Source organism: Pseudomonas sp. S3_C06 (genome assembly GCF_054667675.1).
In genome coordinates this window covers 122,291-138,369 of the sequence record NZ_CP162747.1, presented here as the reverse complement: position 1 = coordinate 138,369, position 16,079 = coordinate 122,291, and the positions used below count along the sequence as shown (strand labels likewise).

The following is a 16,079-nucleotide window of genomic DNA, read 5'->3' as shown; positions in this document are numbered from 1 at the left end:
ACACACCATGAGTGTGATCATTGCCTTGGCGGCCCTCGCGCTGCTGATGCTCGCCGCCTACCGTGGCTACAGCGTTATCCTCTTCGCGCCGATTGCCGCCCTTGGCGCGGTGCTGCTTACCGACCCCTCCGCCGTCGCCCCTGCCTTCACCGGGGTGTTCATGGAAAAAATGGTCGGGTTCATCAAACTGTATTTTCCTGTGTTCCTGCTCGGTGCCGTATTCGGCAAATTGATCGAACTGTCGGGATTCTCCCGCTCGATCGTTGCCGCCGCCATTCGGCTGCTCGGCACCAAACAGGCAATGCTGGTGATCGTGCTGGTCTGCGCCCTGCTCACTTATGGCGGCGTGTCGCTGTTCGTGGTGGTGTTTGCGGTGTACCCGTTTGCCGCCGAGATGTTTCGCCAGAGCAATATCCCCAAACGGCTGATCCCGGCAACCATCGCCCTTGGCGCGTTCTCGTTCACCATGGACGCCCTGCCCGGCACCCCGCAGATCCAGAACATCATCCCCAGCACGTTCTTCAACACCACCGCTTGGGCGGCGCCGTGGCTGGGCGTGATCGGTACGATTTTCGTGTTCTGCGCCGGCATGCTGTTTCTCCAGCGTCAACGCAACAAAGCGCAGCGTGCCGGTGAAGGCTACGGCACTGAACTGCGCAACGAACCGGAAACCGCCGAAGACCTGAAGCTGCCGAACCCATGGATTGCCCTGTCGCCGCTACTGGCAGTGGGCATCATGAACCTGCTGTTCACCCAGTGGATTCCGCAGTGGTATGGCAAGACTCACAGCCTTGCGCTGCCGGGCATGGCCACACCGGTCACCACCGAAATCGCCAAACTGACGGCGATCTGGGCGGTGCAAGCGGCTTTGCTGGTTGGCATTCTGATGGTGTTGGCGTTCGGTTTTCAGGCGATTCGCAGCAAGCTCGCCGAGGGCAGCAAAAGCGCGGTCAGCGGTGCGTTGCTGGCGGCAATGAACACCGCGTCGGAATACGGCTTCGGCGCAGTGATCGCTTCGCTGCCGGGCTTTCTGGTACTGGCTGACTGGCTCAAGCAGATCCCCAATCCGCTGGTCAACGAAGCCATCACCGTGACGCTGCTGGCCGGTATCACCGGCTCGGCGTCGGGCGGCATGAGCATTGCGCTGGCGGCGATGTCCGAGCAGTTCATTGCCGCCGCTCATGCCGCGAACATTCCGCTGGAAGTGCTGCACCGCGTCGCCGCGATGGCCAGCGGCGGTATGGACACCCTGCCGCACAACGGCGCGGTCATCACCTTGCTTGCGGTGACGGGTCTGACCCACCGCGAAGCCTATAAAGACATTTTCTGTATTACGCTGATCAAGACCCTGGCGGTTTTCGTAGTGATCGGCACTTTCTACGCCACTGGCATTGTGTGAGGTATTCATGACCACTCTTTCCGGCAAGACCGCATTGGTTACCGGCTCCACCAGCGGCATCGGTCTGGGCATCGCACTGAGCCTGGCCAAGGCAGGCGCGAACCTGATTCTCAACGGTTTCGGCGATGCGTCGAAAGTCATCGCTGAAGTCGCCCGGTTTGGCGGCAAGGTTGGCCATCATCCGGCGGATGTCAGTGACCCGGCGCAGATCGCCGAGATGATCCATTACGCCGAGCGCGAGTTCGGCGGTGTCGACATTCTGGTCAACAACGCCGGCATCCAGCATGTCGCCGCTGTCGAGGAATTTCCGGTCGAGCGCTGGGATTCGATCATTGCCATCAACCTGTCTTCGGTGTTTCACAGCACGCGCCTGAGCCTGCCGGGGATGCGCACCAAAGGCTGGGGGCGAATCATCAATATCGCCTCCGTGCATGGTCAGGTGGGCTCGACCGGCAAAGCCGCTTACGTCGCCGCCAAGCATGGGGTGATCGGTTTGACCAAAGTAGTCGGCCTGGAAACCGCGACCAGCAACGTCACCTGCAACGCGATTTGTCCGGGCTGGGTGCTGACGCCGCTGGTGCAGAAGCAGATCGATGACCGTGCGGCCAAAGGTGTCGATCCGCAGCAGGCGCAGCATGATCTGCTGGCCGAGAAGCAGCCGTCACTCGAGTTCGTGACACCGCAGCATCTGGGCGAACTGGTGCTGTTCCTGTGCAGCGAGGCGGGTAGCCAAGTGCGTGGAGCGGCGTGGAATATTGATGGTGGGTGGCTGGCGCATTAATGCTGCGTCCCTGTAGGCCTTCGCCTGCTCGCGATAGCGGTGTGTCAGACCCGTAACAGTTAACTGACACACCGCTATCGCGAGCAGGCGAAGGCCTACAAGGGAATTTTTGTAATCCGATAACAAGAGGCAACCAATGTCCGACATCCTCTGGCAACCCGATGCCAACCGTATCGCCAAGTCGCGCATGGACACTTTCCGTCGTGCGGCCAATCAACGCCACAACCTGAAACTCGACGACTACCCGGCCCTGCACCAATGGAGCGTCGAGCAGCGCGCCGAGTTCTGGCAGGCGATCGTCGATTTCTTCGATATCCGCTTCCACACACAACCGGATGCCGTGCTGCGTGAAGGCGCGCAAATGCCGGATGCCGAGTGGTTTCCCGGCGCTACGCTGAACTTCGCCGAACATTTGCTGCGTCGTCGCGACGATTCTGTGGCCGTGGTCAGCGTGGCGGAAAATGGCCAGCGTGAGCAATTGTCCTGGGCTGAACTGGCCGAGCATGTCGCCGGGTTTCAGGCGAGCTTGCAGGCCGCCGGGGTTGGCCTCGGCGATCGCGTCGCAGCTTGCATGCCCAATACCTGGCAGACGCTGGTCGCAATGCTCGCCACCACCAGCGTTGGCGCGATCTGGTCGTGCTCTTCGCCGGACTTCGGCACCCACGGCGTAATCGACCGTTTCGGCCAGATCGAACCGAAGGTACTGATCACCTGCGCCGGTTATCGCTATGCCGGCAAGACCATCGACCAGAGCGACAAGATCAACGGAATACTCGAACAACTGCCAACGCTAAGGCAGTTGATCATCGTGCCTTACGCTCACCCGCACGCCCGCATCGAGACTTACCGGACTCGCGCCGAAGTGACCTTGTGGGATGACTTCTATCAAGCGGGCGGTGAAGCGGATTTTGTCGCGGTGCCGTTCAATCATCCGCTGTACGTGTTGTATTCCAGCGGTACCACTGGCGTGCCGAAATGCATCATCCACAGCACCGGTGGCGTGCTCCTGCAACACGTCAAGGAACACGGCCTGCATTGCGATCTGGATCCTGGCGATCGACTGTTTTACTACACGACGTGCGGCTGGATGATGTGGAACTGGCTGGTCTCCGCGCTCGCGGTCGGCAGCGCCGTGGTGCTGTATGACGGCTCGCCGTTTTACCCGGACAACCAGCGTTTGCTCGACTTGATCGACGATGAACGCATCAGCGTGTTCGGCACCAGCCCCAAGTTCCTCGCCACCCTGGAAAGCAGCGGCACCAAACCCCGCGAAAGCCATGATCTGGGAAGCCTGAAAACGCTGCTGTGCACCGGCTCGGCGCTGTCGCCGCAAAGCTATGACTTCGTCTATCGCGACTTCAAACCTGATGTGTGTCTGGCTTCTATGTCTGGCGGCACCGACATCGTTTCGTGCTTCGTCAATGGCAACCCGCTGTCGCCCGTGCGTCGCGGCGAGAACATGGGCAAAAGCCTGGGCATGGCGGTTGAAGTCTGGAATGACGCCGGCCAGCCGGTCGTGGGCGAAAAAGGCGAACTGGTCTGCACCCGGCACTTCCCGGCGATGCCGATCGGTCTGTGGAATGACCCGGACGGCGCAAAACTGCGCCAATCGTATTTCAGCCTGTTTCCCGGTGTCTGGGCACAGGGCGATTACGCTGAACAACGGCCTTATGGCGGGATGCTGATCCATGGGCGCTCGGACGCCGTGCTCAATCCCGGCGGCGTGCGCATCGGCACCGCGGAGATTTATCGTCAGGTCGAGAAAGTCGCTGAAGTGCTGGACAGCGTCGCTATCGGTCAGCAGTGGCAGGACGATGTGCGGGTTGTGCTGTTTGTCAGGTTGCGTGAAGGGCTGACACTCGACGAGGCGCTGGAACAACGAATCCGGCAGGTGATCCGCGCCAATACCACTCCAAGGCATGAACCGGCGAAGATCGTTGCGGTGACGGACATTCCGCGCACCATCAGTGGCAAGGTTGTGGAGTTGGCCGTGCGGGAAGTGGTGCACGGCCGACCGGTGAAAAACACCGATGCGCTGGCCAATCCCGAAGCGCTGGAGCAGTTTCGGGATCGGCCGGAGCTTGATACTTGAATCGCGCGCTGACGCTCTGACAATAAACGTTGCTGGCAGCGCTGGTCGTCAGTGGGGTTTGTTCAACGTAATGACAACCGGCTGAACAATCGCTCTACCGCCACTACGGTCGAGTGCATCGCGGATGATCGTCATGTTGCGGTCGAATGTAGCTTTGTCCGTAGCCATTTGACTCAGTAACGAGGTGGCAACTGCTAGAGAGTCAGCATTTTCGAAAGCTTCGGACACCGCATGGTAACTCGCGATCGAGTCCGCCACAGCCAGGTTGCCGGACGCAAGATTCAGCAGTTGCGCCACATCCAGCCGCTGCCCGGTGTTGCTTTGATGCTCGGTATCGGTGGCGTAGCCAGCATCCGCGGTCTGCGCACTACCGTGGAACAGTTCATGAATCAGGTCGTCCGCCACCACATCATGGTTGAAGCCTAGATTGACGAAATGCTTGTTCAGGTTTTGAGTGTAAATCTCGACAAACGCGATATCAGCCGCGTCGCTGGAGCTGGCGCTTTTCCAGCGCTTGTAGTTGTTCACGTCAAAAGAGGCGATTGTCTCGTTATGCTTGAACGCATTGAGCAGCGTATTGCTCATCGAGAAACCAGCAAAGTCAAAGCGAATCAACCGCAAATAATTAACCAGCCGATTAGTAGCCGTCTGCGAGGTGTTACCGAACAGTGCCTTCATTAGCAGATCGCCATCTCGCTTGAATTCATGCCGGCTGATGGCTTCGATGGCGTTGTCGATCTTCGCCCGAGCACGGGGCAGGCTTTTTTCGATGAAGTTGCGCGTGTAACTTGCCGGCAGTGTCTTGAGTGAGTACGGCAACTGCAGAGGCGCTTGATAGGCGGAGCCTGTCAGTGGTTTCCCCCACAGATTGCCACGACGGTTCAAGGCATACCATTTGTTGCCACTGCGTGCGGCCAGAACCGTAACGAGGTTGCCGGTGCTGCCACGTGGTTGCCAGTGCCCCACTCCCCGATGTGCACTCTCGGAAGCACTGATCAGATCATAGGATTGCCGGCGGCCACTGAGTCTGTGCAACTGGCTGTTCGCTATAGCGACGAGTTCATGGCTGTTTTTGTTAAAGCGCAACAAGCCCTTGCGCACCAGTTTAGCGCCCGCCTGGATGCCAGACGGCACACCATCCAGCGGATTGAAAAGGCCAATGGCCGAGGTGAATGCCAACCGGGTGAACCGCGCAGCTTTGGATGTCGTTGAAATAGCCTTGGCCGAAATGCTCAACACTTTGGAACTGGCTCCCGCCACCGTTCCGACCAGACCGATACCGTCCATCAAACATCCGTAGATCCCATCCACCACCTTGTCATGTTCACCCGAGGCAATATCCTCGATGCATTTTTTGAAAGGCACCAGCAAGTCGATGAAATACGTCAGCAGTCGATCACCCTCTTCCCTGGAGAGCTCGAGCGGGGTCGGTATTCGGACTATTTCTCTCAGCTCATTTTTATTCAGGTAGGGTCGATTCTTGACGAGAAACTCGGCGATACGTTCGATATTCGGATCGTTGAATTTCCGATAGAACCCGGATGGTGGCGTCGAAGGTGTTTGCGATCCTTTCAGCATGCCAAAATTATCGATGATGGCCATGCTGCTGGTAATCGAAGAGTCTTCGGCAGTGGCATGGGTATAGCGTTTTACGTCGAGCGGGAGGCTTTGCGTCGCGGTAATACTCAGTGGAAACGTTACATCCCCGCTCGCACTCATTCTCGAGCGTTGTTGCAGTTTCTGCTCTCGTTTGATGAAAGCAGCCAAGGCGTCATTTTTTCGAGTTTCTGCGCGCGACGTAAACAGTTCATAGCAGAGGTCAGCATTCTCGCAAGACGCATACATCACGATGCCAAAACGTCCTGTGGCGGCATCTCTGCTTTGTCGTGTTTCTTGTGTCACTTTGACAGTCAGGGGGCCGCTCGCCCGACGCGATTTATAATAAACGGCGGACTCGCGTACCGTGAGGAAGTGAATATCGGCATTCATGAAGATGCGCAGATCCGCCTCTGGCATCTGCGCCAAAGCCAGTTTCACGGTAGATAACATGGCGCTGTTCAAATCATTGAAATGCACGGCCAACTGCCGATCCATCTCCTCGTCACAGGATGCAAGTTTCAATAAACCCGGATAACGTTTGTAGAGGCTGACACCGGACGGGTTGTAGTTGATGGCCGGCTTGGGGACACCGTTAGTAACCAGACGCACCGTACGCCTGTCCCACTGACCAGTGACCAAGTCGCCCGATTGATGCAGGTCGACCATGGACATGACCTGCTGCCCGCCTCGCTCGGACAGTGCTTTTGCGTCCAGGGTGTCACAACCCGGTGCGGCAATTTTCAAAGCCGCACGGGCAATCTTCGCTCTGTCGGGTAACGGTGTCGAAAATACCTTGGCGATTTGAGCGAACTTTTCCGAGTGTTGCTCGAATGCGTCAATTGCACGCCGGGTGCTGGTTTCTTCGGCCTGCTCGAGTTCCGCCGTTGTCACAATCTGGTTGATCAGCGCCCAATCGACGATAGGGTCGATCATGGCCAGGTCACGCTTGTGCTTCTGCGACTCACTGACCGGTTGCAGTTCGCCATAAGCCATTATCTGGGTATACGTCATGACTCGCGTCGCACCGGTTTTTACAGTCTCGACGAGCATGACGGCACGACAAAAATTGATCCAGCCAATCGAGCCGAGGGTGATCGACGATGGAATCTCCCTGACCAGAAACTCTGGGGCATTACGTGCCAACAGCAGGTGAACTACCAGCGGTTCCAAACCACTATCAACCCATTTTCTGGTTCGCAGAACAGTCGTCAGTTCCTCTCGTACAACCGACGGGTGACGGTCAACATTTTTCGGCGCATACAGATCAAGTCCAGCGACGTGATTGCGCTGTATGTCATGACCAACTGACGGATCCAGATCAAGCAATATTGCCGTCATCAGCAATTGGCCGAGGATGTCATCAGCGACTTCCTGCCCCTTGTTTACGCCAAACCAACCCAGCTCTTTCAGATACTCTTTTGCGAGATTCCGGGTAACTGGATGATTGACGAATTCGACAACCAATTGAGCCGCACTTTCATGGGTGACAGCGGCGCGGCCGGTAACATTGTAGAGGGCTGTCAGGAGCTTTTTCCCACTCATCAACTTGGCAGTCGCATTACGAATGGCGAAAAACTGCTCCCCGGACAATGCAATCGATGTCTGGTCCTCTGTTTGAAAGTGCTCCCAATAGTTTGAAGGCTCTTTCACTTGCGGATCAAACTTGAACAAGGCGATCAGCTCTCTGACCTTCACGTTGTTCTCGGGCAAACTTATGTCATGGAATCGAAACCATTGATCGAGCGTCAAATCGATATCAGGCCAAACGTAGCCGCCGACGACCGCTGCTATATCCGAAATCAACGTCAATGCAGATTGTATCGGAACACTTTTTTCAAAGTGACGCGCTGCTACCAGATCCACCCACCCCCTGTCTGCTCGGACTTCCATCTTGCCGTCAGGTGTAACTCGTACAAGTCCGTCATGGTCGCGCGCATCTTCCCGGGCAAGTGCACCGACGACCGGACCGGTCTCAAGCAGTTCGCTGAGCATAAGCCTGCCGGGATTATAAATTTCATACAACGAAGATCCCGCCTGCAACGCCACTTCGTGTGTATACCAATTGATCTTTTGATCATCCGTGTATTGGCTTAACGCTTGTTCCAGTTGAGCCAGGACCAATTGGCGCTCTACTGCATCTGCTTCAGCCCTGTATTTCCACTCGGAAAGAGCGACAGCCGAAGACCAGAATGTTTTACCTCTGGTTTTATCATTCATACTTAGAACCTCATCAAGTTAACCAGCCGACAACTTCAGCTCGATGACGTTCTACTGTTTTTGACACCCCCCTTCCACTTCAAAAATATGAGGCGCTATTTCCTGACGGATATTCAAAGCAATCAATTAAACATCAATCCATTAGTCCCCACTCCCCTGACGGCGAACCATTATTACTACTTTCATCTCCAGCCAGTTTGATTCGTAATTTAAGATTATTGATCGAGTCTGCATTTTTCAAAGCCTCCTGCGCACTGATTGCACCTTCGGCAACCAACGAAAACAACGCTGCATCAAATGTCTGCATACCCAGTTCGGTGGATTTCTCCATGATCGGTTTGAGTTCATCGAACTGACCGCGTCGGATCAGATCAGCGATGGTTGGCGTGCCCAACAGCACCTCGACAGCAGCCCGTCGTTGGCCATCGACAGTGCGCACCAATCGTTGCGAGATAAATGCTTTCAGGTTATTGCCCAGCGTCTGCAATAACTGCGGTCGCCGCTCTTCCGGGAACATATTGATAATTCGATCCAGCGCCTGATTGGCGTTAGTGGCATGCAACGTCGATAGCACCAGATGTCCGGTATCGGCAAACGCCAATGCATGTTCCATGGTTTCGCGATCACGGATTTCACCGATCAGCACTACATCCGGCGCCTGGCGCAAAGTGTTCTTCAACGCCGCATGAAAACTGCGCGTATCGACCCCGACTTCACGTTGATTGATGATTGAACGCTGGTGCCGATGGATGTACTCGATCGGATCCTCGATGGTGATGATGTGCCCGGTGCTGTGGCGGTTGCGGTGGTCGATCAATGCCGCCAGCGAAGTCGACTTACCCGAATCGGTGGCGCCGACAAACAGGATCAACCCTTGCTTGAGCATGACGGTGTCGAGCAGTACCGGCGGCAGTTTCAGGTCAGCGAAGCGCGGGATGTCGAGTTTGACGTTGCGGATAACGATCGATACATCGTTGCGCTGTTTGAAGATGTTCACGCGAAAGCGGCCGATGCCCGTTCGCGAAATCGCCAGGTTCATTTCCAGATCCCGGTCGAACTCCCGTCGTTGCTCGGCGTCCATCAGGGAGGCGGCGATGGCGGCGGTTTCACCGATCTTGAAAGGCTGCTCGCTCAACGCCGTGAGCACGCCGTCGACCCGCGCACTGGGCGGTGCGCCCGTGGACAGGAACAGATCCGAACCGTTTTTATTGGACAAAACTGACAACAGTGCATCGATTTCCATGGCAAAAAACACCCGCGAAGCATTCAATGAACAGAAAATGGCCTGCGCCTGGCGCAGCTCAACTGCAACAATGATAGACGTCGCCTCACCGAACCACGCTCAGGACTGATGTAATGAATGCTGTACCGAACACCGACGACGCGCAGGCATTGATCGCCCGCACCGACTGGAGCCGTGGCCCGCTGGGTGCTGCCGGCAACTGGCCGCAGAGCCTGCGCACGGCGGTGGACATCGTGATTCACTCGCCCATGCCGATGCTGTTGTTGTGGGGCCCGCAGCTCACGCAGATCTACAACAACGGTTTCGCCCTGCTCGCCGGGCACAAGCATCCGCACGCTTTCGGACAACCTGCGCACCAGATCTGGCCCGAACTTCAAGAGTTTACCGACCCCATTTACAGAGCAGTCCTGCAAGGCCAGGTGCGCACCTACAGCGAAAGACGCTTCACCCTGCAACGTGACGGCAAAGAGTCCGACTTCTGGCTGGATCTGACTTACAGTCCGATCCGTGATGAAACCGCGCAAGTCGCCGGAATTCTGGTGACTGCCATCGAAACCAACGAACGCCGACGCATCGCTCTGGAACTGCAGCGACGCTCCGAAGAAAGCCTCAAGGCTCAACGCGAAACCGAGGAACGCCTGCAACTGGCCCTGGCCGCGACCGATGCCGTTGGCACCTGGGATTGGGATATCGGCGAAGATCGCTTTATCGCCGATGCGCATTTCGCCCAACTGCATGGCGTCGACCCCGCCCTGTCCGGTCAATTGCCGATCAGCGATTACTTGCAGGGCGTGCACCCCGAAGACCGCGCGATGATCGCGCGCAGCATCAAACACTGCATCACCCACGGCACCGAATACGCTGAGGAATACCGCTTGTTGCAGGCTGACGGCGAGGTCCGCTGGGTGTTCGCTCGCGGGCGCTGCTACAAGGATCATCATGGCCGGCCCATGCGCTTCCTCGGCGCGGCGCTGGACCTGACCGAGCGCAAACACACCGAACAGGCGTTACGCCAGAGCCAGACCGAACTGCAACTGATCATCAACGCCATGCCGATCCTGATCAGCTATGTCGACTGTGAAGAGCGCTTTCGCCTGAACAACGCGGCCTATCTGGACTGGTACGGACTCACGCCACAGGAACTCTACGGCCGCACGATTCGTGAAGTCATCGGTGAAGAGGCCTATTTCCTGCGTCTGCCTTACATTGCCGAAGCCCTGGCCGGCAGACCGTGTTCGTTCAGCCTGTACACCCCGCACCGCGATGGCAGCAGTCGCCACGCGCTGATGAATTACCTGCCACGTTACGGTGCGGACGGCGCGGTGAATGGTTTCTACATCTTTGTGATCGACGAGACCGAGCGCAAGAAAACCGAAGAAGCCTTGCGCAATCTCAACGAAACCCTTGAAGAACGGGTCAGCGCTCGCACCGAACAACTGGCGCAGGCCAACCAGCGTTTGCAGAACGAGATGTTCGAACGCGAGCGTGCCGAAGATGCCTTGCGCCATGCGCAGAAGATGGAGGCTGTCGGTCAGCTCACTGGCGGTATCGCTCACGACTTCAACAACATGCTCACCGGGATCATCGGCAGTCTCGATTTGATGCAGCGCTACATTGCCAACGGCCGGGCCGACGAAATTGGTCGATTTACCGAAGCGGCGGTGTCCTCGGCAAATCGTGCGGCAGCACTGACCCACAGGTTGCTGGCGTTTTCGCGGCGACAGTCGCTGGATCGCAAAACCCTGAACGTCAATGAGCTGGTGCATTCTCTGGAAGACCTGATCCGCCGGACCAAGGGCGATCCGATCGAACTCACACTGCATCTGGCCGAGAATGTATGGCCGGTCAGCACCGACGTCAGCCAACTGGAAAACGCCCTGCTCAACCTGGTCATCAATGCCCGGGATGCGATGCCTGATGGCGGCGAACTGGTGATTGAAACCGCCAACGTGTATCTCGATGGCAGTGACATCACCACGCTGGAACCGGTCAAGGCCGGCGATTACCTGATGCTGGCAGTCAGCGACAACGGCACCGGGATGACGCCCTCGGTGCGTTCCAAGGCTTTTGATCCATTCTTCACCACCAAGCCCATTGGCCAGGGCACCGGGCTGGGCCTGTCGATGATTTATGGTTTTGCCCAGCAGTCGGGCGGGCATGTCAGCCTCGACAGCTTGCCGGGCCAGGGCACCTGTGTGCGGTTGTACTTGCCGCGTCTGTACGGCATCGAGCCGGAACGGCCAGCGATCGTGCCGCTTGAGCAAGCGCCGACGACGGCGACCGGCGAAACCGTGGTGGTCGTCGAAGATGACCCGGCCGTGCGCATGCTGGTGCTCGATCTGCTCCGGGAGTTGGGTTATCAAGCCCACGAAGCCGAAGATGCCAAGACCGCCCTGCCGCTGCTTGAGTCCGATCTGCGCGTGGATCTGCTGGTCACCGACGTCGGCCTGCCCGGCATGAATGGCCGGCAACTGGCGGAAATCGCCCGTCAGCATCGGCCGGGCCTCAAGGTGCTGTTCATGACCGGTTACGCGCAGAAAGCTGCCGAGCGCCAGGGTTTCCTCGAGGACGGCATGGACATGGTCGCCAAACCGTTTGCCATTGAGCTGCTGGCCAGCAAGATCCGCACGATGCTCAGCCAAACCCCGTGACTTGAGGCATAATCCGCGCCCCGCCGTCACCCCGTTATCAGGTACCGCACGATGAAAGCCCAAGCCCGCCACATTCTGGTGAAAACCGCCGAAGAGGCCGAACAGCTCAAACAACGCATCGCCAAGGGTGAAGCGTTCGATGTGCTGGCGAAGAAATTTTCCACCTGCCCGTCCGGCAAGCGCGGCGGCGATCTGGGTGAAGTGCGGCCGGGGCAGATGGTCGGCGCGATTGATGCGGTGATCTTCAAAAAGCCACTGCGGACCGTGCATGGGCCGATCAAGAGCAAGTTCGGGTATCACCTGGTGCAGGTGTTTTACCGCGATTGACGGGTTGGCTTCAGGGCCCTTTCGCGAGCAGGCTCGCTCCCACATTTGGAATGCATTCCCCTGTGGGAGCGAGCCTGCTCGCGAACCGATTGCGCAGCAAGCGGCCATTCAAGCCTGTTTCGGAATCAATGCCCCCGGCACCTGAATCACCTGGCTGGCCAGCAAGTGCCCGGCCTCGGCAGCCTCCGCCGGACTTGCGCCCAGCAATCGACTGGCCAGATACGCCGCACTGAACGAATCCCCCGCCGCCGTGGTGTCCACCACCTTCTCGACCTTCTGCGCCGGCACCTCAAAAGCCTCGCCATCACAGCGAATCAGGCACGCCTCGGCGCCACGCTTGAGCACCACTTCCGGCGTGCCGAATTGCGCGTAAGCGGCAAACACCGCGTCACCATCGGCGAAACCGAACAGCGCCTGTTCGTCATCCACTGTCAGCAATGCCAGATCAACGTAGGGCAATACACTGCGATAGGCCGCGCGCGCGTCTTCTACCGAGGCCCACAGGCGTGGCCGATAGTTGTTGTCGAAGACAATCCGCGCATCACGCTGGCGCGCTTCGATCAGCGTCTGGATCAGTTTTTCCCGGCCCGATGCACCGAGGACGGCCAAGGTGATACCGCTGAAATACAACACATCGTAATCCGGCAGCGCTGCCAGAATCGGCTCGGCGGCCGGGGTGGTGAAACAGTCGCGAACCGCCGCTTCATTGCGCCAGTAGAGGAAGCGCCGCTCGCCGCTGGCATCGGTCTGGATGCAATACAGGCCCGGCAAGCGTCCGGGTAGACGCTGAACCAGATCCAGACCAATGCCTTCGCTGGTCCATATCCGGCACATGGCATCGCTGAAGCTGTCATCGCCCAGCGCGGTGACGTAATCGACCCGGGCCTTGTCGCCCATCGCGCGGGACAGATACACCGCGGTGTTCAGGGTGTCGCCACCGAAGCTTTGCTGCAGGCTGCCGTCGGCGCGTTGCTGCAGTTCGATCATGCATTCGCCAATCAGGGCGATACGCGGGGTGTTCGGGCCCAGAGGGCTGAGGGTGTTCATCTTGTGCTGTCTCTGTTGATCGATGGTGTCTGGACTGGCGCCTTCGCGAGCAGGCTCGCTCCCACAGGGGAATGCATTCCAAGTGTGGGAGCGAGCCTGCTCGCGAATGGCCGCGACTCGGTATCGAGTCTTAGAAACAAGTCTCCATGCTCTCGATCACCGACAACTCTTCATCCACCAACAACCCCACACGCCACTTGTCGAACGTCAGGCACGGATGCGACGTACCAAAAGAAATGATGTCACCCACGCGCAACTCAACGCCCGGCGCTACCGTCATGAACGCGTGCTGATCCATCACCGCCGTGACCTTGCACGCACCGACGTCATCGCCCAGCGCCGGCACCACACCCGCCTGGTAACGCAGCAACGGCACCGGCAAACCGGCATCGAACGCGACATCTCGTTTGCCCAGTGCGATCACCGCAAAACCCGGCTCCGGCAGCGACTGCACGTGGGCCCAGACTTCCAGCGCCGGACGCAAACCTTCGTGAAGATCACTGCGGCGGTCGAGCACGCAGCACTGCGCCTCTTTGTAGATGCCATGGTCGTGCGCCACGTAACTGCCCGGGCGCAACACGCTGAGGAAACGCCCCGCCGCGTTCTGCGTTTCGAACGATTCGGCAATCAGGTCGTACCATGCCGAACCCGAGGCGGTGATGATCGGTTTGGCGATGGCGAACGCGCCGCTGTCCTGCAACTGCACCGCCAGACGCACCAGGGATGCAGCAAACTCACGAATCCCGCTGACCGCGTGATCGCCGTGAATCACCCCTTCGTAACCTTCAATGCCGGTCAGGGCCAGCGCCGGTTGCGCGTTGATCGCCTTGGCCAGTTCAATCACTTCCTGCTCGCTACGGCAACCGCAACGTCCGCCAACGACGCCGTATTCGATCATCACGTTGAGCTTCACTCCACGCGAGGCGAAGTAGGCGCCGAGATCGGCAACGTTGTCCGGGTGATCGACCATGCAATAGAAATCGAACGACGGATCGGCGAGCAGATCGGCGATCAATGCCATGTTCGGCGTGCCGACCAATTGGTTGGCCATCAGCACGCGGCGCACGCCATGGGCGTAAGCAGCCTGGGTCTGGGTCGCGCTGGCGAGGGTGATGCCCCAGGCACCGGCGTCGAGCTGACGCTTGAACAGTGCCGGGGTCATGCTGGTTTTACCGTGGGGTGCCAGTTCCGCACCGCTGTCGCTGACGAACTTCTGCATCCAGCGGATGTTGTGCTCCAGCGCTTCGCGGTGCAGCACCAGCGCCGGCAGGCTGACGTCACGCGTCAGGTGCGCGCCAATGGCCGCGTCGCCCTTTTCCACAGCAGTATTGATGGCAGTCGTCATGGTCGAACTCCTCACTTTTTTCACGGCCGCAGGCAGCCGCGGTTATTCGTTGATACGCCGGGCGAGGCTGTTGGCACTCTCGATCAGCACCCGGCGATAGTCGTTGTAATTGTTCTTCGCATCGGCCCGTGGGGCGACGATGCACAAGGTGCAGATGGCGACACCGCCGGGGTCTTTGACCGGGGCGGCGAAGCAATGGGTAAAGGTGTCGGCAACGCTGTCGAAGGAGAAAAATCCATCGATGCCGGCCTGACGGATTTCGGCGAGAAAACGCTCCAATGGCAAACGTTCGCCGTCGGGCAGGATGTAATCGTCCTCGTCGATGAGGTCGATGATCTGCTGATCGCTCAGGTGTGCGAGCAGCAGACGCCCGGAAGCCGTCCACGGGATCGGCGCGTTTTCACCGATGTCGGAGGAAATACGGAAGTGCCGCTCGCCCTCCTTCATCAACGCCACCGTGTATTTGCGCCCGTTGAGCAGGCACATCTGCGCGGTTTCACGGGTCTGGCTGACGATCTCCTGCAAGGCGTGATCGGCTTCGCGACTGAGGTCGAAATGACGCAAATGCGCCTGACCGAGGAAGTACAACTGCCGGCCGAGATAGACGTGACCGTCCTTGCCCACCGGCTCCAGAATCCGTCGTTCGAGTAACGAAGCGACCAGTTCGTAGACGGTGGATTTCGGGCTGCCGATGCCGTTGGCGATGTCGTTCGGACGCAGCGGCTGGCCGACTTCCTTGAGGAAATCGAGGATATCGAACGCCCGGTCCAGACCGCGGGCCCGGCGCTTGATGGTGTCTTCGGTCATTTCAGTGGTTCCCATTCAAAGTCGCCGGGAGTTTACCGCTAATGATCGTTCCCATGCTCCGCGTGGGAATGCAGCCCGGGACGCTCTGCGTCCCTTGGAACGCGGAGCGTTCCGAGAGGCATTCCCACGCAGAGCGTGGGAACGATCCGCGTATTGGTCAGGGTTTCTTGTACGCAATGCAGTCGATCTCGACCTTGCAATCAACCATCATGCTCGCCTGCACACAGGCCCGCGCCGGTGCGTGTTCAGGCTTGAAATACTCGCCGAAAACCTTGTTGAAACTGCTGAAATCCCGCGGATCGTCCAGCCACACCCCGGCACGCACGACATCTTCCAGGCCATAACCGGCCTCTTCGAGAATCGCGATCAGGTTCTTCATGGTCTGGTGAGTCTGCTCGACGATGCCGCCGACAATGATCTCGCCATCCACCGCCGGCACCTGGCCGGACACATGCAGCCAACCATCCGCTTCAACAGCGCGAGCGAATGGACGGGGCTGGCCGCCAGCGGCGGTGCTGCCGGTGCCGTAACGCGTAATGCTCATGGGTACTTCTCCTGATTACAAAACGAA

At 58.5% G+C, this 16,079-nt stretch carries 11 protein-coding genes; 5 read left to right on the top strand and 6 right to left on the bottom strand.

Annotated features, from left to right (window positions below; genetic code table 11):
- The first annotated feature begins 7 nt into the window (after nt 1-7).
- The 3 genes from AB4N44_RS00510 to AB4N44_RS00500 all read left to right on the top strand — a co-directional run bounded on the left by AB4N44_RS00510 (nt 8) and on the right by AB4N44_RS00500 (nt 4,272).
- Nucleotides 8-1,399, top strand: coding sequence for a GntP family permease (locus AB4N44_RS00510; RefSeq protein WP_127927139.1), 1,392 nt, complete (start codon nt 8-10; stop codon nt 1,397-1,399).
- A 7-nt stretch (nt 1,400-1,406) separates the two neighbouring features.
- On the top strand, nt 1,407-2,180 hold the full coding sequence (hbdH, locus tag AB4N44_RS00505) for a 3-hydroxybutyrate dehydrogenase (protein WP_460110728.1): 774 nt from the start codon (nt 1,407-1,409) through the stop codon (nt 2,178-2,180).
- 136 nt (nt 2,181-2,316) lie between these two features.
- On the top strand, nt 2,317-4,272 hold the full coding sequence (locus tag AB4N44_RS00500; protein WP_460110729.1) for an acetoacetate--CoA ligase: 1,956 nt from the start codon (nt 2,317-2,319) through the stop codon (nt 4,270-4,272).
- Nucleotides 4,273-4,320: 48 nt separating this feature from the next.
- On the opposite strand, the gene AB4N44_RS00495 is transcribed toward AB4N44_RS00500, so the two are convergent.
- On the bottom strand, nt 4,321-8,088 hold the full coding sequence (locus AB4N44_RS00495; protein ID WP_460110731.1) for a hypothetical protein: 3,768 nt from the start codon (nt 8,086-8,088) through the stop codon (nt 4,321-4,323).
- 133 nt (nt 8,089-8,221) lie between these two features.
- On the bottom strand, nt 8,222-9,331 hold the full coding sequence (locus tag AB4N44_RS00490; RefSeq protein ID WP_127927131.1) for a PilT/PilU family type 4a pilus ATPase: 1,110 nt from the start codon (nt 9,329-9,331) through the stop codon (nt 8,222-8,224).
- A gap of 113 nt (nt 9,332-9,444) precedes the next feature.
- Here AB4N44_RS00490 and AB4N44_RS00485 point away from each other — a divergent pair, with 113 nt between their 5' ends.
- Nucleotides 9,445-11,982, top strand: a complete 2,538-nt coding sequence (locus AB4N44_RS00485; RefSeq protein ID WP_316918223.1) for a PAS domain-containing hybrid sensor histidine kinase/response regulator — start codon at nt 9,445-9,447, stop codon at nt 11,980-11,982.
- Between the two features lie 51 nt (nt 11,983-12,033).
- Nucleotides 12,034-12,309 (top strand): peptidylprolyl isomerase, encoded by a 276-nt coding sequence (locus AB4N44_RS00480; protein ID WP_007912322.1) that lies wholly within the window; start codon nt 12,034-12,036, stop codon nt 12,307-12,309.
- A gap of 108 nt (nt 12,310-12,417) precedes the next feature.
- Here AB4N44_RS00480 and AB4N44_RS00475 read toward each other — a convergent pair whose 3' ends face one another.
- From AB4N44_RS00475 to AB4N44_RS00460, 4 genes are all read right to left on the bottom strand, one after another.
- Nucleotides 12,418-13,356: a sugar kinase gene (locus AB4N44_RS00475; protein ID WP_150752047.1), complete on the bottom strand. Its 939-nt coding sequence runs from the start codon at nt 13,354-13,356 to the stop codon at nt 12,418-12,420.
- 130 nt (nt 13,357-13,486) lie between these two features.
- Nucleotides 13,487-14,701, bottom strand: a complete 1,215-nt coding sequence (locus tag AB4N44_RS00470; protein WP_455805592.1) for an amino acid deaminase — start codon at nt 14,699-14,701, stop codon at nt 13,487-13,489.
- Nucleotides 14,702-14,743: 42 nt separating this feature from the next.
- Nucleotides 14,744-15,508, bottom strand: a complete 765-nt coding sequence (locus tag AB4N44_RS00465; protein WP_150752101.1) for an IclR family transcriptional regulator — start codon at nt 15,506-15,508, stop codon at nt 14,744-14,746.
- A 157-nt stretch (nt 15,509-15,665) separates the two neighbouring features.
- Nucleotides 15,666-16,052: a RidA family protein gene (locus AB4N44_RS00460; RefSeq protein WP_096797669.1), complete on the bottom strand. Its 387-nt coding sequence runs from the start codon at nt 16,050-16,052 to the stop codon at nt 15,666-15,668.
- Nucleotides 16,053-16,079 lie beyond the last annotated feature (27 nt).

Bases quoted from the DNA above. Each gene is read 5' to 3' on its own strand.
- AB4N44_RS00510 (WP_127927139.1), top strand. From the start codon at position 8: ATGAGTGTGATCATTGCCTTGGCGGCCCTCGCGCTGCTGATGCTCGCC.
- hbdH (WP_460110728.1), top strand. From the start codon at position 1,407: ATGACCACTCTTTCCGGCAAGACCGCATTGGTTACCGGCTCCACCAGC.
- AB4N44_RS00500 (WP_460110729.1), top strand. From the start codon at position 2,317: ATGTCCGACATCCTCTGGCAACCCGATGCCAACCGTATCGCCAAGTCG.
- AB4N44_RS00495 (WP_460110731.1), bottom strand. From the start codon at position 8,088: ATGAATGATAAAACCAGAGGTAAAACATTCTGGTCTTCGGCTGTCGCT.
- AB4N44_RS00490 (WP_127927131.1), bottom strand. From the start codon at position 9,331: ATGGAAATCGATGCACTGTTGTCAGTTTTGTCCAATAAAAACGGTTCG.
- AB4N44_RS00485 (WP_316918223.1), top strand. From the start codon at position 9,445: ATGAATGCTGTACCGAACACCGACGACGCGCAGGCATTGATCGCCCGC.
- AB4N44_RS00480 (WP_007912322.1), top strand. From the start codon at position 12,034: ATGAAAGCCCAAGCCCGCCACATTCTGGTGAAAACCGCCGAAGAGGCC.
- AB4N44_RS00475 (WP_150752047.1), bottom strand. From the start codon at position 13,356: ATGAACACCCTCAGCCCTCTGGGCCCGAACACCCCGCGTATCGCCCTG.
- AB4N44_RS00470 (WP_455805592.1), bottom strand. From the start codon at position 14,701: ATGACGACTGCCATCAATACTGCTGTGGAAAAGGGCGACGCGGCCATT.
- AB4N44_RS00465 (WP_150752101.1), bottom strand. From the start codon at position 15,508: ATGACCGAAGACACCATCAAGCGCCGGGCCCGCGGTCTGGACCGGGCG.
- AB4N44_RS00460 (WP_096797669.1), bottom strand. From the start codon at position 16,052: ATGAGCATTACGCGTTACGGCACCGGCAGCACCGCCGCTGGCGGCCAG.